The sequence below is a fragment of the Corynebacterium pseudopelargi genome (genome assembly GCF_003814005.1).
GTDB lineage: Bacteria > Actinomycetota > Actinomycetes > Mycobacteriales > Mycobacteriaceae > Corynebacterium > Corynebacterium pseudopelargi.
In genome coordinates this window covers 2,245,424-2,266,080 of sequence record NZ_CP033898.1, presented here as the reverse complement: position 1 = coordinate 2,266,080, position 20,657 = coordinate 2,245,424, and the positions used below count along the sequence as shown (strand labels likewise).

Here is a 20,657-nt window from a genome sequence, read left to right as displayed (position 1 = left end):
CTGGCTGGTTGGTCTGGCTAGGGGCGTTCGAAGCGCTCCCGGCGGCCAAGCTGGTGCAGGCGCAGCCACTCGCCAAACCCCTTCGGATCGCGGCGCTGCACAAGGAAGAACCAGGCAAAGCGCGCATACTCCTGCGGCAACAGCCGCCGCATGCCCGGCTGATTCATCAGATAGCCGCGATTGCGGTAGGTAAAAAAGCGCTTGCCGGGCTGATCCGGGTACTGGGTGTGCATGCGCCCACCCAGGATCGGCTTGAACTCATCGGAGCCATCGGGGTGCAAATAGGCAGTGCTTAAGCAGGTGCCAAATTTCAGGCCGGAGCGCTGCAGGCGGCGGTGGTATTCCACCTCATCGCCGCGAATAAAGAGCCGATAATCCGGCACGCCCACACGCTCTAGGGCATGGGCGGAAAACACAGCGCCATTAAATAGTGAGGCGATGCCTTCAAGCAGATCATCTTCGGGGTGGGCTGGATCAATCAGTTCAGAGCGCAGCCGGCGCCACTGCACACCGCGGCGCAAGGGGAAGGCAAGGCGATCTGGCTGCTCAAGGTTGCACACCACAGGGGAGACAGCCTCAAGCTCATGGCGTGCGGCGCACTCAAGCAGGGTGGCTAACACCTCGCGGCCTTCGGGGCGGCCATCATCATCGGCGCACCACACCGCATCGGCACCAAGGGCGAGGGCGTGCAAGAAGCCATAGGCAAAACCGCCGCCGCCGCCGAGGTTGTGCTTGGAGGCCAAATACACCCCGCGATCGCCCGCGTGCTGCTTGAGCAAGTCCTGCACTTTGGGGTCGTCGTCGTTGTCTACCACGATCACCCAATCCACCGGGTGGGATTGCTGTGCCACCACCTCTAAGGAATGAGCCAGAAGCTCCGGACGGTTGTGGGTGACGATCACGGCGGCGATGGCATCACTTGGCTTCAGTGGCATGGTTTAGGCTCCCCGCTCTGCTTGTTCCTGGGCGATGCGCTGCTGCAAACGGCGCACATGCTCACCGGCTTTGGGGCCTTCATAGGCCTCGACGATCTGATCCACGGCACCGGCTTGGCGGATTTCCCCGTGGTCTACCCAGAGGGCAGTATCGCAAAGCTGCACCAGGAAATCATTGGAGTGAGAGGCAAAAACCAAGATGCCTGAGCGTTTCACCAGCTCCTGCAAACGAGTACGTGCCTTGGCCATGAAGGCAGCATCGACGGCGCCGATGCCTTCGTCGAGAAGCAAGATCTCAGGCTCGATGGAGGTAACCACGCCCAAAGCCAGGCGGATGCGCATACCGGTGGAGTAGGTGCGAAGCGGCATGGAGAGGTATTCGCCGAGCTCGGTAAATTCGGCGATCTCGTCCATCTTCTGCTTCATCTGCTTGCGGGTCTGGCCAAGGAACAGGCCACGGATGACGATATTTTCGTAACCGGAGATCTCCGGGTCCATGCCCACACCCAGGTCAAAGACGGGGGCCACGCGGCCACGAATATGCGCGGAGCCGCGGGTGGGCTCATAAATGCCAGAAAGCAGACGCAAGAGGGTGGACTTGCCCGCGCCATTGTGGCCAACGAGGCCGATGCGGTCGCCTTCGCGGAGGTGAAGATTGACGTTCTTTAAGGCCTCAACCACCACGGTGTTGTCTTGGTTGCGCCCGATGGCACCGCCAGCGGCACCGAGGAAGGCCTTTTTCATGGAACGAGATTTGGCGTCGAAAATTGGGAAATCGACGCAGGCGTCATAAGTATCAATTGAAACCATGGTGTGCTCCTAACCTTGCCTGATCGTTTAAACCCAATAACTCACGCGGAAACGCCAACGCTTCATGGCTAGCAGCGCCAAGAACAGGCCCACCACGGTGCAAACGCCCACCACGATCCAGTTCTCCGCCTCAATCGGCTTACCAATGAGCGGATCGCGCACAATCTCCATGTAGTGATACAGCGGATTCAGCTTGGCAATGGCCGCACGTTCAGACACCGCGCCGCCCTGGGCATAGAGCGTCTCGGTGGTCCACACGATGGGGGTGACGTAGAACAGAAGCTGGGTGAGGGCCTCAAGCAGCGGGGAGAAATCGCGGTAGCGCGTAGCCACGATGCCAAAGAACATCGACACCCACACGCCATTGATAATCAACAGCGCCAAACCAGGCACCGCCAGCGCCAGATCCCAACCCAAAGGGCGGGGGAAAATGAGCATCAAGATGGCCCAAATGACCATGTTGTGCGCGAGGAAGAGTGTTTGCTTCCACACCAGGCGATACACGTGCACCGAAAGTGCTGAGGGGAGCTGTTTGATTAAGCCCTCGTTGGCGATGAAGACCTCCGAGCCCTCTTTGATGCAGCCGGCGATAAAGCCCCACATGATTAAGCCCACAGTGACGTGGGGGAGGAACTCGGCCACGGGAATCTTGAACAATACCGAGTACAAAAGACCCAGCGCCAAGGCCATCACGCCGGTGGCGATGGTGATCCAAAGCGGGCCGAGCACACTGCGTCGATAGCGTTGCTTGATGTCCTGCCAGCCTAATTGCAGCCAAAGCTCGTGCTGCGAGAAGCCGAAAGTAAGATCCTTCCAGGCACTGGCGAGCGTTTGAGACTGCGAGGGCTCCGGGTCGCCGTCACCAGCACTGGTGATCCGGGCGATGGTGGCCTCTATATTGCGATGCTCTGCGTTGTCCTGCACAACGTCCTACGATAGCCCGGATAGTGCAAGGATTGGATACGACAGGCATACTGTAACGGCAAAAGGTCGAAGGTTTGAAGCAGAAGTGAGGGAGCAACAGGCATGGCAGTTGATGTAGCTCGGATTCGAGGTCTCTACACCTCGCTGGGCGACGGCTGGACCTACCTGGACGCACACATTCAGCCTCAGATCCCCGAGCGCGTGGCCGCCGCAGCAGCGCGGGCGTTTCGTTCCGCGCCGACCTTGCCGCGCATGGATGCCCCAGCCGAGCAGGTGGGTTCGCACGCCAAGCTGGCCGTTGCCCCCGCAGCCTCTGGCCGCGACATGTTCTTAGCGGCGCGCCGGGCTGTTGCCGATCTCACGGATACTTCTTCCGATGCGGTGATTTTGGGCCCTAGCCTGCCGGTGTTGCTTTCGCGCTTTTCTCGCGCCGCGCGCCCGCTGTTGCGCCGCGATGCCTCGGTGGTGCTCTCCCGCGCCGATTCCCGCATGATGAACATCGATGCGCCCGTGCGCTGGGCCGAACCCGATGTGGGCACCGGCGAGGTGCCGAGCTGGCAATTTGGTGGGCTTGTCGACGGCTCCACGCGCCTCATCGTGATGCAGACCGCATCGCCGCAGGTGGGAAGCGTGCATTCCACCTACCACGTTGCCCAGTACGTTCGCGCCGCCTCGCGTGCTTGGATGCTTATCGACGCCACGCCCACCATCACCTACCGCAGCGCCCGCCACAGCGACCTCGGCGCCGATATCGTCGCCATCGACGGCCGCGCCCTCGGAGTTCCGGGCATCGCAGCACTGGCGTTTCGCGACTACACGATGTTCCCCCGCATCGACCGCAGCGCCTTCATCGACGACGCCTCCCCAGCCTTAGCCATGACCCTGGCCTCGGCCATCGACCACTTAGCTGACCTCGACGAATCCGCCCGCGGCACCCGCAGGAACCGCCTTGCCAGGTCCATCGAGGGCTTAGCCGAGCATGGCGAACAACTCAGCGCCGCCCTCATCGAAGCACTGCAATCCATGCACAAAGTGCACGTCTTTGGCGTGACCGGCGAAGTAGCCGCCGGCGCAGATGTGGATCGGCTGCCCACCGCCACCTTCGCCATCGAGGGAGTACCGGCAGCCACCATCCAGCAGCGGCTGCTTACCAACGGCCTGGTTGCCGCCATCAGCGAAGCAGACCCACTGCTCGAAGCAATGGGTCTAGGAGACACAGAAGGTGCGATCACCTGCGGGCTCGCCCCATTTAATACCGTGGCCGATATTGACCAGCTCGCCCGCGTTGTCGCCAGCCTCGGCTAAACGCTGAGCACCAGCTTGCCGGTGACTTCTCCATCCTGAAGCATCTGGTGCGCGCGCTGAGCTTGCTCAAGCGGCAGCGTTTGATGGATGTGGTGGCGAATCACACCCTTGGCCAACAAAGGCCAAATGTGCTCAGTCGTGCTGCGCACAATATTGGCCTTATCATCCAAATCACGAGCACGCAGCGCAGTGGCCGAGATGGTGCCGCGCTTAGAAAGCAGGCGGCCAATATTCAACTCGCCCTTCACGCCACCTTGCATGCCAATGATGACCATGTGGCCATCCTTAGCCAAGGCCTTCACATTCTGATCCAAGTACTTCGCACCGATGATGTCGAGGATGCGATCGCACTTGTTCTTCAACACCTCAGCAAAATCCTCCTCCTTGTAATTGATGAGGATATCCGCGCCCAGATCCTTGCACGCCTCCAACTTCTCCTTGGAACCAGCAGTCACAGCCACTGTGAGGCCAAGGTGCTTAGCCAACTGAATAGCGAAGGTGCCAATGCCGCCAGCGCCACCATGAATCAGCAGCGTTTGACCAGGCTCTAAGCCCGCGAGCATCCCAAGATTTGACCACACAGTGCAGGCGACCTCCACCACAGAGGCGGCCTCTTCAAAGGAATAGCCCTCGGGGATTGGCATGAGCTGACCTTCAGGAACAGCCACATACTCGGCATAAGCCCCACCAGCGAGCAAGCAAGCAACCTTCTCACCCTGCTCGCGATCAGTATCGCCAGCATCCTCAATGACGCCCGCGCACTCCAGGCCCAGCACCTCAGAAGTGCCAGGCGGCGGCGGATAATGGCCGGCTGCTTGAAGAAGATCAGCGCGGTTCACACCCACAGCCTTCACCTTCACCAGCACCTCGCCCGGCTTGAGCTCCGGGCGCTCGACATCAGCGAGCACCAATTGTTGATCGTCTTGTACCTGAATTGCCTTCATACCCTCCCACGTTAAAAGAAAACTCAGTTTTGGGGTAGACTTTGAGCCTGTTCCAGCCCAGCAAACGCCTTTGGCGCCCCTGAGCAGGACGAGCTGGAGGTATGGCAGAGCGGCCGAATGCACTGGTCTTGAAAACCAGCGTTGGGAAACCAACCCAGGGTTCAAATCCCTGTGCCTCCGCAATTTGAGCGCCCCCGCTGACCTGGTGTTTTGCCTGGTTGGTGGGGGTTTTTCGTGGGTGTAGCACTCGTTTTAGGCCGTGTTTTACTCGGGAGGGGCGACATGAGCAACGCCAGGCCTCGCTGATTGAGCAGCCTTTTGAAGTTTTTTAACGCTAACGGTTGCCAACAAAATGTGGCTAAGTGTAATGTTCAACCAGTCGGTTTCGAAGATGTAACACTTTGAAAGCGATGAACGATCGTAGATTCCCTCAATGGAAGGCATTACATGTCCACCTTCACCCTCATCATCTCCGCCATCACCGCCATCGCTGGCCTCATCGTTCCGATCGCGCAGTCGAGCTCTGCCGACAAGGAGCCCACCCCAATTTCCTCCGAGAAGCAGCCCGCCACCGAAGAAGCCACCCCTGAGGTAACTGAGGAAGCAACCGAAGAGGTTGCCGAGGCACCTGCTGAAGAAGCCTCCGATGAGGTTGCCGCGGAAGCTTCCGAAGAGGCTTCCCCAGAGGTTAGCGAAGATGCTGCCGAAGCTCCGGGCGAAGAAGCCGCCGCTGAACCCACTGAATAAGAACAGCATCTCAACGCTCAGCCCCGCCTTAGGACTGCCCTCCACGGCGGGGCTTTCGCGCGTCTTGAGTCTCGAACTTCTAGGCACCCCAACCTGTTCAAGTTGAGGAGCCTGGCGAGTGCTCACTACTCTTCGCGCCCTGAATGACCCCGCGTGTGCATTTTCCAGTGTCATTCCACGCCGAAAACCTGAATTTGATCCCATTTGTCATGGGAAAGTGCACGGGTAGGGGACTGGGTGCCTGGCTTAGGCCAGTCGGGTGTGCATTTTCCCGTGTCATTCCGCGTCGAAAACCTGAATTTCACCTCGTTTGTCATGGGAAAGTGCACGCTTGGATCTTTGCCGCCTGCCTAGGGCCATCTCGATGTGCATTTTCCAGTGTCAATCAGCCTCGAAAACCCGAATTCCACTCCGTTTGCCATGGGAAAATGCACGGTTGGGTGCAGAAGAGGCTGTAGATCCCGCGACGTGTGCACTTTCCAGTGTCAGTTGGGTTCTGATTCCAGGTTTGGGCTGCGTTTGTCATGGGAAAGTGCACGGTTGGGTCGAATAACCCGGCTTAGGTCGTTAGGGTGTGCAGTTTCCAGTGTCAATCAGCCTCGAAAACCCGAATTCCACTCCGTTTGCCATGGGAAAATGCACGGTTGGGTGCAGAAGAGGCTGTAGATCCCGCGACGTGTGCACTTTCCAGTGTCAGTTGGGTTCTGATTCCAGGTTTGGGCTGCGTTTGTCATGGGAAAGTGCACGGTTGGGTCGAATAACCCGGCTTAGGTCGTTAGGGTGTGCAGTTTCCAGTGTCAATCAGCCTCGAAACCCCGAATTCAACTCCGTTTGTCATGGGAAAGTGCACGCTTCGGGCTTAGTCACCTGCCTAGGAGCACCTCGATGTGCATTTTCCAGTGTCAATCGGCCTCGAAAACCTGAATTCAACGCCGTTTGTCATGGGAAAGTGCACGGTTGAGGTTCGATTACCTGGCCTAGGTCAGTCGGGTGTGCAGTTTCCAGTGTCAATCAGCCTCGAAAACCCGAATTCAACGCCGTTTGTCATGGGATAGTGCACGCTTGGGGTCCGATTACCTGGCTTAGGCCGTTGGTGTGTGCACTTTCCCGTGTCATTCGGCCACGAAAATCTGAATTCCACCCCGTTTGTCATGGGAAAGTGAACGCTTCGGGCTGAGCCACCTGCCTAGGAGCACCTCGATGTGCACTTTCCAGTGTCAATCAGTCTCGAAAACCCGAATTCCACCTCGTTTGTAATGGGAAAGTGCACGCTTCACAGCCACAGCCGCAGCCACAGCCACAGCCCTAACCCCAACAACCCCAGCCCGTTTTAGCCCTCCCAGGCGTCGATGCCGCCGCGCAGGCTGCGCAGTCCCGTGACTCCGCGCTCGCTGAGCAGGAAGTATGCCTGCTCGGAGCGTATGCCGGCCTGGCAGTAGAGCACTGCGTTGTTGGGGACGAGGGCGCCGGCCTTAATGGCGGATAGGGGTACGTTTTGGGCGCCGGGGATGTGGGTGAGGGCGTATTCGTGGGGTTCGCGCACGTCGATGAGTGGCGTGGCGGGGCCAGTGAAGGAGGTGTCAGTAAAGGAGGCGACGGTGATGGTGGGGGCGTGTGCTTGGGTGGCTGGTGGCTCGCTCAGCACGCGGTTGAGGGTGGTGTTTGAGCTGCGCAAAGGTATGTGGTCCCAGGTTTGTTCTAGGGATGAGTAGTAGGCGAGGGTGCCTAATAGTGGGGTGCCGAGTCCGGTGATGAGTTTGATGGCTTCCATGGCCATGGCGGATCCCATGACGCCGACGAGGGGGCCGAGGACGCCGGCTTGGGCGCAGCTTGGCACTTGGCCTGGTTGGGGAGGTTGGGGGAAGAGGTCTTCGTAAAGTGGGCCGTGACCTGCCCAGAACACGGACATTTGGGCGTCGAAGCCCAAGATTGCGGCCCAGATGTGGGGGATGCCTTTGCGGGCGCAGGCGGTAGAGACGATGTGACGGGTGTCGAAGTTATCGGAGCCGTCGAGCACTACCTGGCCTTGGATTAAGTCCATGGCTTCTGGCCAGCGCAGTCGCTGGTGCACGGCTTCGATGTGCACGTTGGGGTTTAAGGCTAAGAGTGCGTCGCGGGCTGATTCCACTTTGGGTCTGCCCACGTCGGCGGTGTTGTGGAGAACTTGGCGGTGCAGGTTGGATTCGTCGACGTGGTCGTCGTCGATGATGGTGATGCGCCCGATACCGGCGGCCGCGAGGTATTGCAGGGCGGGGGATCCTAATCCGCCGGCGCCGATGCAGGTGACGTGGGCGTCGAAAAGCTTTTCTTGCAGCTTAGGGCCGATGAGTGTTTCTTGGCGTGCGTATCTCACTCGATGCCTACCCATTGTGTGCGGCCGTCGCGCAGGTGTTGTTCCTTCCAGATGGGCACTTCGGCTTTTACGGCGTCGGCGAGGGCGCTGGCGGCGTGGAAGGCGTCGTGGCGGTGTGCGGCGGCGGCCACGACGAGAAAGGCGGTGTCTCCGATGGCGAGCGGCCCGGTTCTGTGGGCGGCGTAGATGCGGGCGTTGGGGTGTTCGGCGGCGATGCGTTCGCACACTTCGCGCATGACGTTTTCGGCGTCGGGGTGCGCGGTGTAGGTGAGGTCGGCTACTGCTTCGCCGCCGTCGTGGTCGCGCACCACTCCGTCGAATGTGACCACGGCGCCCATGGCTGGGGTGGCGGTTTCGCGCCGCGCGTGTTCTGCGTCGATGGGGGAGTCGTTGATGCTGGCTGCGATCACTTTCCCGGTTTGGGCTTGGACGTATTCGGGGTCGTTGTGGCCTTGGTGGGTGTTGCCGCGCGCGGTGTCGATGATCGCGCCGAGCAGTGGTTCGAGCACTGTCGTGGCGTCGCGCACGGCGTTGGGGTTGCCGGGCAGGGTGCAGATGAAGCTGCGTCCGGCCATGCCTGCTACTCCGCGCGAAAGCACTGCGTATGGGGTGTTTTTGAGCCCTTCTTGCCAGATTGCGTGCATGATCGCGGGCATGGGTTTATCAATGTGCGCCTGCGCCGCCTCCACCGTTTGATCTTCGGGGCCTATGCCCGTGCCGCCGGTGGTGATGAGGATGTCTGCTCCAAGGAGCTTTTCGACGCCCCACGCCACATCCTTATCTGCCACCACGGTGGCCTCAGGGGTGTCGAAGCCGAGGCTGCGGAGCCACCGGACGAGTTCGGGGCCGGTGGTGTCTTCGTATGTTCCGGCGGCGGCTCTTGTAGAGGCCACCAGCACCCGCGCGCTGCGCTTCATTGCTTACTCCTGACCATTAAGCACGGCTATTTTCTATCTAATTTAGCGTTATGCTGTGCTGCATGGAGATCCACTATTTTGCTGCTGCGCGAGCCGCCCGGGGCACAGAGGTCGAGCACCTCGAATTTGAGGGCACCTTGGGCCAATTACTTGAGCATCTTGCCCAATTAGGCACGCAGCACACCGATAGTGGCCTTAGCCTTGGACAGGTGCTTGAGCGCTGCACCTTCCTTGTCGACGGCGCCCGCGCCGAAGCAGACGCCCCACTCAGCGGCGTGCAGCGGGTAGATATTCTGCCTCCTTTTGCCGGGGGCTAAATCTGCACCTGCTCCCAGGCCTCAAGCAGGCGCTGGGTTTCTTCATCGCTGGTCACGGTGATGCGCACGCCTTCTGGGAAGGCTCGCACAATCACGCCGTGGGCAAGAAGCTGCTCGGCAATGGCTTCGCCTTGATCAGTGTCGATCCACACGAAGTTCGCTTGGGAGCGCGGCAGGCCAAGGCGCTCGGAAACAATATCGCGATTGCGCGCTACCTCTTCGGTGCGTTCCAGCAGCTCCTCATTGGCCTCCAGGGAGGCAATGGCGCCGGACTGGGCGGCGACATTCACGCCAAAGGGCAAGGCGACGCGGTTGAGTGCGTCGATGATTTCTTCATCGCCAAAGGCATAGCCCACGCGCACGCCTGCAAGGCCATAGGCCTTAGAAAAGGTGCGAAGTCCGATGAGGTTGGGGTGATCGTGGAGAAGCTCGGGTGCATGAGGGGTGTCTTCTACGCGCAGGTACTCGGTGTAGGCCTCGTCGAGGGCAATGATGACGTCCTTGGGCACGCGTTCTAAGAAGCGATCAAAATCGGCCTTGCTTACCGTGGTGCCGGTGGGGTTATTGGGGTTGCACACAAAAATCAGCTTGGTGCGATCGGTGATGGCATCGGCCATGGCCTCTAAATCATTGTGCCCGCTTGCAGTAAGCGGCACCGGAACCGCGGTAGCGCCGGTGACCTGCACAAAGATGGGATAGGCCTCGAAGGAACGCCAGGGGTAGATCACTTCATCACCCGGTCCTGCGCTAATTTGCACCAATTGCTGGCACAGGGCAGAAGACCCAACACCCACGGCCACCTGCTCCCAGTCGAGCCCGAGGTGCTCGGCTAATTTCTTACGCAGTTCCACGTTCACAATGTCCGGGTAGCGATTGGCCTGAGCGGTGGCTTTGGCCATGGCCTCAGCAACGCCCGGGAGTGGGGCGTGCGCTACTTCATTGGAAGATAATTTGATGGCATCCGGTGAGCTTTTGCCCGGCAGGTATTTGGGAATACCGCCGAGATCTCCGCGGATACGGAAGCGGGCAGTGGAATCTGCAAAATTGGCCATGTTCGTCATTCTAAACTTCCCTCGTTTTGCGGCGGGTGTGGATCGGCCTTTGGCTGCGAAAATGGGTGCGCATCTGCAGGTGATAGGGGCGTATTTGTCCATCGTGGGAGTCACTTGTACAATCAGCTGAGGTTCAAAGCCTTGTGCTATGAACTGCTGGAGACGTGCCAGAGCGGCCGAATGGGGCTCCCTGCTAAGGAGTTGTCTCGCAAGGGACCGCAGGTTCAAATCCTGTCGTCTCCGCCAACCTCCCTTTTGGGGGAGGGTTTCACCGGGTCTGGTGAAGCACGCGCCCGTAGCTCAACGGATAGAGCATCTGACTACGGATCAGAAGGTTGGGGGTTCGAATCCCTCCGGGCGCACAAGAAAAACCTTGGTTTCAACGCCAAGGTTTTTTGCATTTTCGGTGCGCACAGCCTTAATGCGACGCTATTGTGGGGGCTAAGTCCTGCGTCTAAGAGAGGCTTGGAAGGTATGTCGCAAAGTTTTGCTGAGCAGTTAGTACAACACCTCGAGGCGCTTGGAGTGCGCCGCGTGTATGGGTTGGTTGGAGATTCGCTTAATCCCATTACCGATGCCATCTCCCACTCCAGCATTGAGTGGGTGCACGTTCACCACGAAGAGGCCGCCGCCTTCGCAGCAGGCGCAGAAAGCCTGCTCACCGGCGAGCTCGCAGTGTGCGCCGGCTCCTGTGGCCCTGGCAATACGCACCTTTTGCAAGGCCTCTACGATTCGCACCGCAACCGCGCCAAGGTGCTGGCGCTTGCAAGCCACATTCCTACCCCAAATATCGGTAGTGAGTATCACCAGGAAACCCACCCCACCAAGGTGTTTGAAGATGCCTCCGCCTACTGCGAGATGGTGCACAATCCCGCCCAGGGCGCCCAGGCCCTGCACCACGCCATTCAGTCCACCCTCTTGGGCAATGGCGTTTCGGTGCTGGTGCTACCTGGCGATGTATCAAAGCTCGATGCCGTCAAGCACTCCTCTTTAGATGGGCACTATTCAGATATTGCACCCACCGTTGTGCCGCCCAAGCCGCAGGTTGATGCCTTGGTCAAGGCCATCAACGAGGCCGATTCTGTGGCCTTCTTTGCAGGCTATGGCGCAGTACCTGCGCGCGAGGAACTGCTTGAGCTTGCCCAAAAGATTAAGGCCCCCATCGGCCATGCACTGCGCGGGAAGATGGGCCTGCAGCCAGATAACCCCTTTGATGTGGGCATGACGGGCTTGCTTGGCTACGGCGCTTGCCATGAGGCCATCCACGAGGCGGACTTAGCAATTTTGGTGGGAACGGACTTCCCCTACCGCGATTTCTTGCCCGAGCAGGTGGCGCAGATCGACGTCGATGGCACCCGCCTTGGGCGTCGCACCTCCACCAAGTACCCGGTGCACGGCGACGCGAAGGTGACGCTGCGACAGCTCATCGACGCAGTAGATACCAAGGAAGACGACTCCTTCTTGCGCAAGATGCTCAAGGTACACGAGAAGAAGAAGGAGCACGTGGTCGATGCCTATGCCCGCAGCGATCACAACCAGGTGCCCTTGCACCCCGAGTTCGTGGCGGCCACCTTGGATAAGGAGGCAGATCCGAATGCCATCGTCACGGTGGATACGGGCATGTGCACGGTGTGGGGCGCTCGGTATATGAATAACCCCGGCGATCGTCAGCTTTTGGCCTCCTTCCGCCACGGCACCATGGCCAATGCTTTGCCGCAGGCCATCGGCGCGCAGTTGGCGCATCCCGAACGCCAGGTGGTGGCCATGTGCGGTGATGGTGGTTTGGCCATGCTGCTTGGCGAGCTCATCACCGTTCGCCTCCACGAGCTGCCCTTGAAGATGGTGGTGTTTAATAATTCCGCGCTGGGCATGGTCAAGCTCGAAATGATGGTGGAGGGCCTGCCCACCTTCGGCACCGATAATGGCTCGGTAAATTATGCCGCCATCGCCGAGGGCGTGGGCATCAAGTCGATCCGCGTGACTGAGCCCGAGCAGCTTCGCCCGGCCTTGCAGGAGGCCATGCAGCATGATGGCCCAGTGCTTGTCGACGCAGTAACGAACCCAGACTCCCTCTCAGTCCCACCAGACATCACGGCTGAAATGATCGCGGGCTTTGCCAAGTCTTCTGCCCGCACCGCGATCCAGGGCGGATTCCGTGAGCTTATCGACCTAGCCAAGAGCAATATCGGCAACATGCCCCGCTAGTTTTTAGCCTGCAATAGGAGCCTGAACTGCAGATTTGACCATTGCAATCAGGTACGACTACATTAGTCTCTTGTTGCAAGCGCCCGTAGCTCAACGGATAGAGCATCTGACTACGGATCAGAAGGTTGGGGGTTCGAATCCCTCCGGGCGCACCAACGAAGACAAAACCCCGGCCTAGGCCGGGGTTTTTCTCAATTCTCCGGCAAGGATACGAAGCGCGCGCCTGAGATCCTCATCGCTATGCGCCCCGAAGCCAATCACCACCCCGTTGTCGCTCACGCCCGAACCACCCCAGTGTTCGCTGAGTGCCGTCACCCCAAGACCTTGGGCAGCGCAGGCACGCACCACCTCATGAGCATCACGCTCGCACAACACCACAGCATGCAAGCCGCCATGAATAGGCCGCAGCGTGGCGTGCGCCAAACCACTGAGCTCCTCAGTGACGATATCGCGACGCTTGGCATATAACCTGCGCAAACGCTGAGTCCTGCGTCGAAGCGCCCCGCTTGCCATATAGCGAGCCAAGGCAATCTGGGTAATGGTGCCCGCCGGTTGGCTTAGAAGCTCGCGCACCCGTAACCCCGCCTCCACCAAATCCGGGGGCATCACAATATAGCCGCAGGCAATAGAGGGGCTGATCAGCGTAGAAAAAGTGCCCAAAAGGGCAGTGTTATTGGGCGCGAGGGCAGCTAAGGCGGGCAGCGGTTGGCCTGCGTAGCGCAGCTCGGAATCGTAGTCGTCTTCGATGAGCAACGTGTTGCGTCGACAAGCCCACTCGGCCAGAGCCGTCCTCCTTTGCGCAGGCAGGGAACCGCCGGTGGGGTATTGGTGGCTGGGGGTGACGATCAGCGCGTCCATGTGGCCGAGCTGATCAGTGCGGATGCCGTGCTCATCGGTGCTCACCTCCTGCAAACGATGGCCCAGCAGGCCAGGAATCTTGCGCAAACTGGGATAACCAGGCGATTCCACCCCAACCTCCAGTTGGGGGCCAAGCGCATGCAACAACACCATCAGCCCCTCGCGGGCGCCAGAGGCAATAATGATCCGCTCAGGCTCGGCCACCAGCCCGCGCATGTGGCGCAAATGATGGCTGATCTCCTCGCGCAGCTCATAGGCGCCCGCAGTGGGCAAGGCGCGGGTCTGAGCAGCGGCTTCGCGCCAGGCGGCACGCCACGTCGGATCCACCAGGGCGCTGGTATCGGGCGCGCCGGGGGAAAGGGGCATGAGGCTTTTATGGGCCTTGGGCTTTTTGCTCGGGGGTGGTGTGGGTTGAACGGGGCGCAGATGGGGGTTAATGCGCGTGCCCGATCCGCGCTCGGAGATGAGGTAGCCCTCGCCCTGGAGTTGCTCATAGGCGGCCACGATGGTGCCGCGAGCTACCCCCAATTGTGTGGAAAGCGCGCGGGTGGAGGGGATTGGGTCGCCGGGGGCGAGTTTGCCCTTTGCTACCAGCTCGCGGATTTCGGCTGTGAGCTGCACGGGAATGGGCTGTGCTGCATCTTTTTGTATGCAAAGGTTTAATTCCGCGGCGATTTCAGAACGCACGCATCCTCCAAGTGGTCTAGTGCAACACGCTGAATATGGATCTTCCATTGAACCACTTTTGCGTGCTGCAATGAACCCCATGGCTTTTGAACACCAAGAAAACGAAACTCGCCGCGGCACCACCCGAGTCAAGCGCGGTCTGGCAGACATGCTCAAAGGCGGCGTCATCATGGACGTCGTCACCCCCGAGCAAGCACGCATCGCCGAAGACGCCGGCGCCTCCGCCGTGATGGCCTTAGAACGCGTACCCGCCGATATCCGCGCCCAAGGCGGCGTGGCCCGCATGAGCGACCCAGACCTGATCGAAGGCATCGTCGACGCCGTCTCCATCCCAGTGATGGCCAAAGCCCGCATCGGCCACTTCGTAGAAGCACAGGTGCTCGAAGCCCTCAACGTGGACTTCATCGACGAATCCGAGGTGCTCAGCCCCGCCGACTACACCCACCACATCAACAAATGGGACTTCGACGTCCCCTTCGTCTGCGGCGCCACCAACCTTGGCGAGGCCCTACGCCGAATCACCGAAGGCGCCGCCATGATCCGCTCCAAAGGTGAAGCCGGCACCGGCGACGTATCCGAAGCAGTGCGCCACCTGCGCACCATCAAAGGCGAAATCGCCCGCCTCCAGCGCCTCGACCGCGACGAGCTCTATGTGGCCGCCAAAGAACTCCAAGCCCCATACGACCTGGTAGCCGAGGTCGCCGAAACCGGCAAGCTGCCCGTGGTGCTCTTCGTCGCCGGCGGTGTGGCTACCCCAGCCGATGCCGCACTCGTGCGCCAGATGGGCGCCGAAGGCGTATTCGTGGGCTCCGGCATTTTCAAGTCCGATAACCCCGCCAAGCGCGCCGAAGCAATCGTCAAAGCCGCCACCGCCTACGACGATGCCAAGCTCATCGCCGACGTTTCCCGCAACCTAGGCGAGGCCATGGTCGGCATCAACGTCGCCGACGTCCCCGCACCACACCGCCTTGCGGAGCGCGGATGGTAATCGGCATCCTCGCACTCCAAGGCGGCATCGAAGAACACCGCGCCGTCTTGGAGCAGCTTGGCCACGATGTGCGCCTCGTGCGCTTCCCCGCAGACCTCGAAGGCCTCGACGGCATCATCATCCCCGGCGGCGAATCCACCGTCATAGACAAACTCGCCCGCGCCTTCGGCCTCGCAAAACCCCTGCGCCAAGCCCTGCTATCCGGGCTGCCCGCCTTCGCCACCTGCGCCGGCCTGATCTACCTCGCCGCGCAATTAGACAACCCCGCACCCGGCCAAGAAACGCTCGGCGTGTTGCCCATACGCGTGCGTCGAAATGCTTTCGGCACACAAAAAGACTCCTTCGAGCAGCTTATCGACGCCCACCCGGCCACCTTCATCCGCGCCCCCGAAGTCACCGACGCCGGCGAAACCGAAGTGATCGCACAACTCACAGACGGAAGAATCGTCGGCATCCGCCACGGACACCACGTGGCCTACTCCTTCCACCCCGAAGAAAACGGGCGCACCGACCTGCACAAACAATGGCTAGGGAACCTCAGCGCCTAAAATACGTCTAACAATAGTGTGAAGCTTCTACACATCAACACACTCAGACACCAAGGCATCAGCCGCCGAACCCTGAGCACCCTACTCAAAAACGGCGAACTCGTGCGCGTATTCCGCGGCCACTACAGCCGCGGGCGCCCGAGCATCGAAACGCTGATCCAATGGCTCCAACAACACAAACCCTTCGCCGTACTCACAGGCACCACCGCCCAAGAACACCACGAACAACGCCCCCTCAGCCTCCCACTCCACATCGAAGTCCCACGCGGAAAAGCGCTGATCAACAACGAATACTTCCGCATGAGGCACAGCCGCAACCTCCCAAACAAGAGCACCAACAACGCCCCCTTCGCCAGCGCCCTTGAAACCGCCCGCGTACTCAAAACAGCCTTCACCACCACCGAACGCCGCGACTTCCTCGCCCGCGCCTACCCCGGGCCAGAAGGCCTCCAAAACTGCCTTCACGACTCCACCCACACCCCACGCCTAGGCCCACAACTCAAACAAGACCTCAAACGCGCCCCCATCGGCTGCGACTCCAACACCGAACGCCGCTTCTTCGCCACCCTGGCCAACATGGGCCTCACCATGCGCCACAACAAACCCATAGGCCCATACCGCTTCGACGCCGTCTGCGAAAAAGCCAAGCTCATCATCGAAATCGACGGCTACAGCTACCACAACAGCGAAGAACAATTCATCATCGACCGCTGGAAATCCAACGCCGCCCAACTCCACGGCTACACAATCCTGCGCTACTCCGCAGCCTGCATCGACACCCAATTCGACACCTGCATCGACCAAGTCATGCGCGCCACCCAACCCAACCTGCCCGCCCACGAACACGCCACCCCCGAAACCACCGGAGCCTGGCGATGGCACAGCAAACTCCAACAACTCCGATGGCAAACCCCGCGCCCTAGAACCTAGCCCCGCCCCCGCCCCCGCCCCGTTGGGGGTGTGATGTGCACTTTCCCATGTCATTCAGGGCAGGATCCCCAGTTTTGGCGGCGTTTGTCATGGGAAGTGGCACGGGGGAGTGCCGGAACTGGGTTGATTCCCGCCTGGGTGTGCGTTTTCCCGTGTCAATCGGGCCAGGATCCTCGGATTTGTTGGCGTTTGCCATGGGAAACGGCACGGGGGAGTGCCAGAACTGGACTGATTCTTGGCTGGGTGTGCGTTTTCCCGTGTCAATCGGGCCAGGATTCCTGGATTTGTTGGGGTTTGTCATGGGAAACGGCACAGGGGAGCGCAAAAACGGGCTTAAACCCGCTTGGGTGTGCACTTTCCCATGTCAATCAGGGCAGAATCCCCGAGACTCCGAGCGTTTGTCATGGGAAATGACACGGGGGAGTGCCGGAACTGGTCTGATTTTTGGCTGGGTGTGCACTTTCCCGTGTCAATCAGGCCAGAATCCCTGAAACTCCCAGCGTTTGCCATGGGAAACGGCACAAAACAGGCCCCGAGCCCCCGGGCCCCAGACCCCACGGCACCAACCCCCACCCGGCCCTAGGCGATGTTGAGCACCTCGACGCGGGCGCCGATGTTTTCGGCCTGTTTGAGCTGGTTGAGCCAGCCGGGTGCGCCGGGGTGGAGTCGGAAAACGGGGCGGGATGAGATTTGCAGGGGGCTCACCGAGTCGGCGGAGGGTTGGCCGGAGCGGGCTTCGTAGCGGATGCGGGAGCGGTAGCCGGCGTCGATGAGTTCTTCGAGGTTGGGGTTGGTTTCGGCGAGGTGGGCGCGGGCGTCGGCAAGCAAAACCATGGCCTCGTCGAGGGCGGTGAGCAGGGCTTCGGAGTTGGTTTCGCACATGGCGCGCACCAGGGAGGGGGCGGAGCCGGCGACGCGGGTGCCGTCGCGGAAGCTGCCCGCGGCGAGGGAGAGTGAGAGGGCGCCTCCGTTGTCGCCGACGATGGCGAGGGTTTCGGCGAGGATGTGTGGCAGGTGGGAGATGCGGGCCACGGCGCGGTCGTGCACTTTGGCTCGCGCCGGGATCACTTCGGCGCCCACGAGTTGGGCCATGAGGGCCACGTCGGTCCAGAGTTTGATCCAGGATTTGGGGGCCTGTTGTTCCTCGGCATAATCGAAGGTCACTACCCATGGGGCGCCGCGGAAGAGGGTGGCGTCGGAGGCTTCCCAGCCGCTGTTGGCGGTGCCGGCCATGGGGTGTCCGCCTACGTAGCGTTCTTCCATGTTGCGCTCTTTGACTTGGTCAAGCACGCGCCCTTTTACGCTTACTACGTCGGTGAATCCGCAGTTGGGGGCGTGTTCTGCTATTGCGTCGAGTAGCGGTGCGACGGCGGTCATGGGGGTGGCGAGCACGATGAGGGCGCCTTCTTTTTCGGCGCGGGTGAGGGTGGTTTGGAGGTCTGAGCTTACGTCGAAGCCATCTTTCGCTGCGGCTCGGGCGCCAGAGGGCGAGCGGTTGAAGCCGAAGGTGGGGACGTTGGCGTCGACAAGCGCTCGGAGCAGGGACCCTCCGATGAGGCCGAGTCCTAAAACGCAGATGGGGCGGGAAATGCGAAAGGAAGTCACCTGACAAGTGTGGCACATTCCGACTACCCTTTGGCGTATGAAGCAGGATTTTGCGGTGACGGTAACGCGCGCGGATGGCGCGTGGCAGATCAAGGAATTTGAAGACGATTTCACCACCCTTCGCACCTCCATCCGGGCCGTGCGCAACCTGCGCTCCGAATCCGCAGCCTTTGCCATGCTGTGCGTGGAGGATGATTATTTTGTGCTCGTGCGCCCCACGCCGAAGGGGGTGCGTCTGCTCATTTCGGATGCCTCCGCCGCCAGCGAGGATGATTTTGCGCTCGAGGTCCTGGAGACGCTCGGGGCGGACACGGACGATATTGATGAGGATCCCTGGGCCGAGGGCGACTTCGACATTCTGGCCGATTTGGGCATAAGTGAGCAGGTCATGGCCATTATTTGCGATGAGACCGACTGGTGGGCCTCCGAGCAGTTGCAGCGCCTGGCCGAGGAAATGGGTATGGAAGACGAGTTCGCCGACGCCCTCGATGCCTAGCTTTTCGACGCCCCTACGCGCCCAATCCCACGACCTCATGGGCATGGCCCTCGACCACGCCAACACCACCCCCTCCTCTGATGTGCCCGTGGCGGCGCTGATTTTTGATCCTGAGGGGCGAGTCATCGGCCGCGGGGTGAATCGCCGCGAAGCCGACCAAAACCCCCTGGCCCACGCAGAAATGCTCGCAATCCAAGAGGCCCTCGGACACACCGGCGACGGTTGGCGACTCAGCGACTGCACCATGGCCGTGACCTTGGAGCCCTGCACCATGTGCGCCGGGGCTTTGGTGGGGGCGCGTTTAGGCCGTCTCATTTTCGGTGCATTTGAACCTAAGACGGGTGCGTGTGGTTCCGTTTTCGACGTAATCCGCGACCCCATGGTGATGCACCGCATGGAGGTGCTTGGCGGCGTGCGCGAAGCTGAGTGCGCGGAGCTTCTCGAGTCCTTCTTCCAGCGCCTGCGCAGCTAATTTGAGGTTTGGCACCGGCGTTTTATAAGCTGATCGACGGTAGCGTGTCCGAGCGGCCGAAGGTGCTCGCCTCGAAAGCGAGTGTTGGGTAACCCCCAACCGCGGGTTCAAATCCCGCCGCTACCGCCAAATAAAAACCTCCCACCTCGCGTGGGAGGTTTTTGCGTTGTCGGGTGGGTGTGGGGTGTGGGGTGGGGTGTGTGCGTTTTCCCGTGGCATTTGGCCAAGTTTTCTGGGTTTTGGCGCGGTTTGACATGGGAAAGTGCAAGTTTGGTTCCAGAACCGGGCGTTATTCCTGTCGCGTGTGCGTTTTCCCATGGCGTTTGGCCGAGATTTCCAGGTTTTGGCGCGGTTTGTCATGGGAAAGTGCACGTTTGGTTCCAGAACCGGGCGTTATTCCTGTCGCGTGTGCGTTTTCCCGTGTCATTCGGCCAGGATTTCCAGGTTTTGGCGCGGTTTGTCATGGGAAAGTGCACATTTGGCCTCAGCGCCGGGCGTTATAGCTACGGGGTGTGCGTTTTCCCGTGGCGTTTGGCCAAAATTTCCGGGATTAGGCCCGGTTTGTCATGGGAAACTGCACATTTGGCCTCAGCTCCAGGCACTATTCCCGTCGCGTGTGCGTTTTCCCGTGTCATTCGGCGAGAATTTCCAGGATCGAGTTCGGTTTGACATGGGAAAGTGCACGGGTGGTTCCAGAACCAGTCATAAAACCTCCTAAGAGCATCGACATGCCAACTACCAACCCCACCTCCCCCAACCCCCCCCAACCCCAACCCCACCACCTCGATTCTTGTCCGCGGCGCGCGGGAGAATAATTTGCGCGGGCGGGTGAGCCGCGTCCGCCGGGGACGCCGGCGGGCAGTTGGTGGCGCAGGGAACTCCGGCGCGGGTCGTCGAAAAGCGAGAGGGCCTAACGGCGCAGTATTTAGCAGCAGGGGTCGCCTCTTAGGGCCTCGATGCCTTCGCGCACGGCGAATGCGGCGATGATGAGCGCGGCCACGGAATCGGCCCAGTGCCAGCCAAAAAGCGAGTTCAGTACTAATCCGGCGAGGGTGGCGACGGAGAGCATGGCGCAGATGAGGCGCTGTTTGGAGTCGGCAATCACCGATGCTGAGCCGAGTGCTTGGCCGGTGCGGCGCTGCCACAGTGCGAGGGCGGGCATCACGATGGCGCTCAAGGCAGTGATGGTGATGCCGATGGTGGAGTGCTGGGCGGGTTGTGAAGTGAGGGCCTCGAAGGTGACGTAGAAGGCCAGGAGGAAGAAACAGCCGGCGATGAGTTTGAGGGCTACTGCTTCGCGCTGTTCTGGGTCGGGGGCGGAAAACTGCCAGGCCACCACCGCGGCGGAGAGCACCTCTACGGTGGAGTCCAGGCCAAAGCCGATCAGTGCTGCAGAGGAGGCCTCGTGGCCGGCCCAAATGGAGATGGCGGCCTCCACCACGTTCCAGGCGATGGCGATTCCTACGATTAGGCGCACGCGCGCCTGCAAAGTTTTGGTGCTCATGGTGCCAAATTCTAGAGCTGGGATAAGCTAAAGCCCGATTTCCCCACTCTTCTAGGAGCA

Annotated in this window: 19 protein-coding genes and 5 tRNA genes; 14 read left to right on the top strand and 10 right to left on the bottom strand. The window is 60.5% G+C overall.

What is annotated here, in order from left to right:
• Window positions 1-17: 17 nt before the first annotated feature.
• The 3 genes from glfT1 to wzm are packed head-to-tail and all read right to left on the bottom strand — an operon-like array spanning window position 18 to window position 2,669.
• Window positions 18-935 carry a galactofuranosyltransferase GlfT1 gene (gene glfT1, locus CPPEL_RS10650; protein WP_123961093.1) on the bottom strand — a complete coding sequence of 306 codons (918 nt, stop codon included), beginning with the start codon at window positions 933-935 and terminating at the stop codon, window positions 18-20.
• 3 nt (window positions 936-938) lie between these two features.
• Complete coding sequence (wzt, locus tag CPPEL_RS10645; RefSeq protein WP_123961092.1) at window positions 939-1,745, bottom strand: galactan export ABC transporter ATP-binding subunit Wzt/RfbE; 807 nt, start codon at window positions 1,743-1,745, stop codon at window positions 939-941.
• A 27-nt stretch (window positions 1,746-1,772) separates the two neighbouring features.
• A complete protein-coding gene (gene wzm / locus CPPEL_RS10640) occupies window positions 1,773-2,669 on the bottom strand; it encodes a galactan export ABC transporter permease subunit Wzm/RfbD (protein WP_123961091.1) in 897 nt (298 codons plus the stop codon).
• 102 nt (window positions 2,670-2,771) lie between these two features.
• Here wzm and CPPEL_RS10635 point away from each other — a divergent pair, with 102 nt between their 5' ends.
• The gene (locus CPPEL_RS10635) at window positions 2,772-3,974 is read left to right on the top strand and encodes a PLP-dependent aminotransferase family protein (RefSeq protein ID WP_123961090.1); all 1,203 of its coding nucleotides are present in this window, start codon (window positions 2,772-2,774) and stop codon (window positions 3,972-3,974) included.
• Here the strand turns inward: CPPEL_RS10635 and CPPEL_RS10630 are convergent.
• Window positions 3,971-4,918 carry an NAD(P)H-quinone oxidoreductase gene (locus tag CPPEL_RS10630; protein ID WP_123961089.1) on the bottom strand — a complete coding sequence of 316 codons (948 nt, stop codon included), beginning with the start codon at window positions 4,916-4,918 and terminating at the stop codon, window positions 3,971-3,973. The genes CPPEL_RS10635 and CPPEL_RS10630 overlap by 4 nt on opposite strands.
• A 95-nt stretch (window positions 4,919-5,013) precedes the next feature.
• On the opposite strand from CPPEL_RS10630, the gene CPPEL_RS10625 reads away from it, so the two are divergent.
• Together CPPEL_RS10625 and CPPEL_RS10620 are read left to right on the top strand one after the other, a co-directional pair.
• Window positions 5,014-5,098 (top strand) — tRNA-Ser (locus tag CPPEL_RS10625).
• Between the two features lie 267 nt (window positions 5,099-5,365).
• A complete protein-coding gene (locus CPPEL_RS10620; protein WP_123961088.1) occupies window positions 5,366-5,665 on the top strand; it encodes a hypothetical protein in 300 nt (99 codons plus the stop codon).
• Between the two features lie 1,330 nt (window positions 5,666-6,995).
• On the opposite strand, the gene CPPEL_RS10615 is transcribed toward CPPEL_RS10620, so the two are convergent.
• The gene (locus CPPEL_RS10615; RefSeq protein WP_123961087.1) at window positions 6,996-8,033 is read right to left on the bottom strand and encodes a ThiF family adenylyltransferase; all 1,038 of its coding nucleotides are present in this window, start codon (window positions 8,031-8,033) and stop codon (window positions 6,996-6,998) included.
• Complete coding sequence (locus CPPEL_RS11375) at window positions 8,015-8,935, bottom strand: molybdenum cofactor biosynthesis protein MoaE (protein WP_123961086.1); 921 nt, start codon at window positions 8,933-8,935, stop codon at window positions 8,015-8,017. Before CPPEL_RS11375 ends, CPPEL_RS10615 begins: the two co-directional genes overlap by 19 nt.
• Window positions 8,936-8,997: 62 nt before the next feature.
• On the opposite strand from CPPEL_RS11375, the gene CPPEL_RS10605 reads away from it, so the two are divergent.
• Window positions 8,998-9,252, top strand: a complete 255-nt coding sequence (locus CPPEL_RS10605) for a MoaD/ThiS family protein (protein WP_123961085.1) — start codon at window positions 8,998-9,000, stop codon at window positions 9,250-9,252.
• Here CPPEL_RS10605 and hisC read toward each other — a convergent pair.
• On the bottom strand, window positions 9,249-10,304 hold the full coding sequence (gene hisC / locus CPPEL_RS10600) for a histidinol-phosphate transaminase (protein WP_245990451.1): 1,056 nt from the start codon (window positions 10,302-10,304) through the stop codon (window positions 9,249-9,251). The two genes, CPPEL_RS10605 and hisC, sit on opposite strands and share 4 nt — an antisense overlap.
• Window positions 10,305-10,462: 158 nt before the next feature.
• Here hisC and CPPEL_RS10595 point away from each other — a divergent pair.
• The 4 genes from CPPEL_RS10595 (at window position 10,463) to CPPEL_RS10580 (ending at window position 12,664) form a co-directional block, all read left to right on the top strand.
• A tRNA-Ser gene (locus tag CPPEL_RS10595) sits at window positions 10,463-10,550 on the top strand.
• Between the two features lie 43 nt (window positions 10,551-10,593).
• Window positions 10,594-10,666: transfer RNA gene (locus CPPEL_RS10590), tRNA-Arg, on the top strand.
• A gap of 112 nt (window positions 10,667-10,778) precedes the next feature.
• On the top strand, window positions 10,779-12,509 hold the full coding sequence (locus tag CPPEL_RS10585) for a thiamine pyrophosphate-dependent enzyme (protein ID WP_123961083.1): 1,731 nt from the start codon (window positions 10,779-10,781) through the stop codon (window positions 12,507-12,509).
• Window positions 12,510-12,588: 79 nt separating this feature from the next.
• Window positions 12,589-12,664 (top strand) — tRNA-Arg (locus CPPEL_RS10580).
• 19 nt (window positions 12,665-12,683) lie between these two features.
• Here the strand turns inward: CPPEL_RS10580 and pdxR are convergent.
• On the bottom strand, window positions 12,684-14,054 hold the full coding sequence (gene pdxR / locus CPPEL_RS10575) for a MocR-like pyridoxine biosynthesis transcription factor PdxR (RefSeq protein ID WP_245990449.1): 1,371 nt from the start codon (window positions 14,052-14,054) through the stop codon (window positions 12,684-12,686).
• 79 nt (window positions 14,055-14,133) lie between these two features.
• On the opposite strand from pdxR, the gene pdxS reads away from it, so the two are divergent.
• The 3 genes from pdxS to CPPEL_RS10560 are packed head-to-tail and all read left to right on the top strand — an operon-like array spanning window position 14,134 to window position 16,520.
• On the top strand, window positions 14,134-15,042 hold the full coding sequence (gene pdxS, locus CPPEL_RS10570; RefSeq protein WP_123961081.1) for a pyridoxal 5'-phosphate synthase lyase subunit PdxS: 909 nt from the start codon (window positions 14,134-14,136) through the stop codon (window positions 15,040-15,042).
• Window positions 15,036-15,590: a pyridoxal 5'-phosphate synthase glutaminase subunit PdxT gene (gene pdxT / locus CPPEL_RS10565; protein ID WP_123961080.1), complete on the top strand. Its 555-nt coding sequence runs from the start codon at window positions 15,036-15,038 to the stop codon at window positions 15,588-15,590. The genes pdxS and pdxT overlap by 7 nt, the downstream gene beginning before the upstream one ends.
• A gap of 18 nt (window positions 15,591-15,608) precedes the next feature.
• Window positions 15,609-16,520 carry a type IV toxin-antitoxin system AbiEi family antitoxin domain-containing protein gene (locus CPPEL_RS10560; RefSeq protein WP_123961079.1) on the top strand — a complete coding sequence of 304 codons (912 nt, stop codon included), beginning with the start codon at window positions 15,609-15,611 and terminating at the stop codon, window positions 16,518-16,520.
• A 579-nt stretch (window positions 16,521-17,099) separates the two neighbouring features.
• Here the strand turns inward: CPPEL_RS10560 and CPPEL_RS10555 are convergent.
• Window positions 17,100-18,143, bottom strand: coding sequence for a prephenate dehydrogenase (locus tag CPPEL_RS10555; RefSeq protein WP_425453797.1), 1,044 nt, complete (start codon window positions 18,141-18,143; stop codon window positions 17,100-17,102).
• 19 nt (window positions 18,144-18,162) lie between these two features.
• Here CPPEL_RS10555 and CPPEL_RS10550 point away from each other — a divergent pair, with 19 nt between their 5' ends.
• From CPPEL_RS10550 to CPPEL_RS10540, 3 genes are all read left to right on the top strand, one after another.
• Window positions 18,163-18,621, top strand: coding sequence for a tRNA adenosine deaminase-associated protein (locus CPPEL_RS10550; protein WP_123961077.1), 459 nt, complete (start codon window positions 18,163-18,165; stop codon window positions 18,619-18,621).
• The gene (locus CPPEL_RS10545) at window positions 18,614-19,093 is read left to right on the top strand and encodes a nucleoside deaminase (protein ID WP_123961076.1); all 480 of its coding nucleotides are present in this window, start codon (window positions 18,614-18,616) and stop codon (window positions 19,091-19,093) included. The genes CPPEL_RS10550 and CPPEL_RS10545 overlap by 8 nt, the downstream gene beginning before the upstream one ends.
• A gap of 38 nt (window positions 19,094-19,131) precedes the next feature.
• Window positions 19,132-19,222: transfer RNA gene (locus tag CPPEL_RS10540), tRNA-Ser, on the top strand.
• 796 nt (window positions 19,223-20,018) lie between these two features.
• Here CPPEL_RS10540 and CPPEL_RS10535 read toward each other — a convergent pair.
• Window positions 20,019-20,597, bottom strand: coding sequence for a cation diffusion facilitator family transporter (locus CPPEL_RS10535; protein ID WP_123961075.1), 579 nt, complete (start codon window positions 20,595-20,597; stop codon window positions 20,019-20,021).
• Window positions 20,598-20,657: the final 60 nt, after the last annotated feature.

Excerpts from the sequence above, each read along its gene's own strand:
- CPPEL_RS10585 (WP_123961083.1), top strand. The coding sequence starts at position 10,779 with ATGTCGCAAAGTTTTGCTGAGCAGTTAGTACAACACCTCGAGGCGCTT.
- pdxT (WP_123961080.1), top strand. The coding sequence starts at position 15,036 with ATGGTAATCGGCATCCTCGCACTCCAAGGCGGCATCGAAGAACACCGC.
- CPPEL_RS10555 (WP_425453797.1), bottom strand. The coding sequence starts at position 18,143 with ATGTGCCACACTTGTCAGGTGACTTCCTTTCGCATTTCCCGCCCCATC.
- CPPEL_RS11375 (WP_123961086.1), bottom strand. The coding sequence starts at position 8,935 with ATGAAGCGCAGCGCGCGGGTGCTGGTGGCCTCTACAAGAGCCGCCGCC.
- CPPEL_RS10635 (WP_123961090.1), top strand. The coding sequence starts at position 2,772 with ATGGCAGTTGATGTAGCTCGGATTCGAGGTCTCTACACCTCGCTGGGC.
- CPPEL_RS10620 (WP_123961088.1), top strand. The coding sequence starts at position 5,366 with ATGTCCACCTTCACCCTCATCATCTCCGCCATCACCGCCATCGCTGGC.
- CPPEL_RS10615 (WP_123961087.1), bottom strand. The coding sequence starts at position 8,033 with ATGGGTAGGCATCGAGTGAGATACGCACGCCAAGAAACACTCATCGGC.
- CPPEL_RS10605 (WP_123961085.1), top strand. The coding sequence starts at position 8,998 with ATGGAGATCCACTATTTTGCTGCTGCGCGAGCCGCCCGGGGCACAGAG.
- glfT1 (WP_123961093.1), bottom strand. The coding sequence starts at position 935 with ATGCCACTGAAGCCAAGTGATGCCATCGCCGCCGTGATCGTCACCCAC.
- CPPEL_RS10550 (WP_123961077.1), top strand. The coding sequence starts at position 18,163 with ATGAAGCAGGATTTTGCGGTGACGGTAACGCGCGCGGATGGCGCGTGG.
- wzt (WP_123961092.1), bottom strand. The coding sequence starts at position 1,745 with ATGGTTTCAATTGATACTTATGACGCCTGCGTCGATTTCCCAATTTTC.
- pdxS (WP_123961081.1), top strand. The coding sequence starts at position 14,134 with ATGGCTTTTGAACACCAAGAAAACGAAACTCGCCGCGGCACCACCCGA.
- hisC (WP_245990451.1), bottom strand. The coding sequence starts at position 10,304 with ATGGCCAATTTTGCAGATTCCACTGCCCGCTTCCGTATCCGCGGAGAT.
- CPPEL_RS10535 (WP_123961075.1), bottom strand. The coding sequence starts at position 20,597 with ATGAGCACCAAAACTTTGCAGGCGCGCGTGCGCCTAATCGTAGGAATC.
- CPPEL_RS10545 (WP_123961076.1), top strand. The coding sequence starts at position 18,614 with ATGCCTAGCTTTTCGACGCCCCTACGCGCCCAATCCCACGACCTCATG.
- CPPEL_RS10630 (WP_123961089.1), bottom strand. The coding sequence starts at position 4,918 with ATGAAGGCAATTCAGGTACAAGACGATCAACAATTGGTGCTCGCTGAT.